The following is a 1,468-nucleotide window of genomic DNA, read 5'->3' as shown; positions in this document are numbered from 1 at the left end:
CAATACCAGTGACTTTGGCTTTGTTTGGTCGTTAGGTGGGTGTGCCGAGGCCGGGTCAGGTGAAGTCGTCGTCCGTGGGGCGGTTGTCGGATCGGGTTGCGTTGGGGGTGCTCACTCGGGTGGTGCCGCCTGCTCTGGTCGACGAGGTGCTGGTCGAGTGCGCGCGGGTGGAGCAGCGTCATCGGCTTCTGCCTGCTCGGATAGTGGTGTATTTCGTGCTGGCGATGTGTCTTTTCGCGGGCCAGGGCTATGAGGAGGTTGCCCGGTTGTTGACGCAGGGTCTTGACCTGCGGGACGGGCGTGGTGGGTTGTGGCGGGTGCCGACGACCGCGGCGATCGGGCGGGCCCGGCTGAGGTTGGGGGCCGGGCCTGTGCGGGCGCTGTTCGAGCGGGTGGCCCGGCCGGTGGCCATGCCCGATACACCGGGGGCGTGGTATCGGGGCTACCGGCTGGTCGCGGTGGACGGCACGACGTTCGATGTGCCCGACACCGAGGCGAACGCGGTGTTCTTCGGCCGTCCGGGCACCTCGCGCGGCACCGGGGGCGCGGCCTACCCGCAGGTGCGGGTGGCCGCGCTGGCCGAGTGCGGCACCCACGCGGTGATCGCCGCCGGTCTCGGGCCGCTCGCGGTGCACGAGACCGTGCTGGCGCTGGGGCTGTTCGACCGGCTCGAGGCGGGGATGCTGCTGCTGGCAGACCGCGGGTTCGTCGGCTACGACCTGTGGCAGGCCGGTGCGGGCAGCGGGGCGCAGCTGCTGTGGCGGGTGCGCTCGAACCTCGTGCTGCCGGTGCTTGAACCGCTCCGGGACGGCTCGTACGTCTCCGAGATCGTCGCGGCCAGGGACAAGCACCGGCGCGAGCACCCGGCCCGGGTCCGTGTGATCGAGTACGCCCTGGGCGCCGGCGGCGAGGTCTACCGGTTGATCACCACGATCCTCGACCCCTCGGCCGCCCCGGGGATCGAGTTGGCCGCGCTCTACCACGAGCGCTGGGAGATCGAGTCGGCCCTCGATGAGATCAAGACCCACCAGGGCGGCCGGGCCCTGGTGCTGCGCTCCCGCCATCCCGAGGGCGTGGAACAAGAGATCTACGGCTTCCTGCTCGTCCACCACGCGCTACGCGACCTGATGCGCCAAGCCGCCGGCGACGGCGGGCACGATCCGGACCGGCTCTCCTTCACCCGCACCCTGCGCATCGCACGCCGCCACGTCACCGACCAGGCGGCGCTTTCCCCCCTCACGCCTGACCAAAGCCCTGCGACAAGCCCTCGAGGAGATCCGCGAACGCCCGCTCCCGCGTCGCCGACCCCGCGCCAACCCGCGCGTGATCAAACGCAAGATGAGCAACTGGGCCCTGAAACGCCCCGAGCACCGTGATCCGCCCAGGACCAAACCACCGACCCCCGACCTCGTCGCACCAACCAGAACCCGACCCACCAGCCGCAAGCACAGCTAAATCAGTGGTATTG

1 pseudogene is annotated in these 1,468 nt (G+C 70.3%); it reads left to right on the top strand.

The annotated features are described in order from the left end of the window. Window positions 1-41: 41 nt before the first annotated feature. A pseudogene (locus KDL01_RS41085) lies at window positions 42-1,235 on the top strand (IS4 family transposase); the annotation flags it as partial. Window positions 1,236-1,468 lie beyond the last annotated feature (233 nt).

This window comes from Actinospica durhamensis (assembly GCF_018139695.1).
Lineage (GTDB): Bacteria > Actinomycetota > Actinomycetes > Streptomycetales > Catenulisporaceae > Actinospica > Actinospica durhamensis.
The sequence above is the reverse complement of the archived record's forward strand: the minus strand, read 5'-3'. Positions and strand labels throughout refer to the sequence as shown.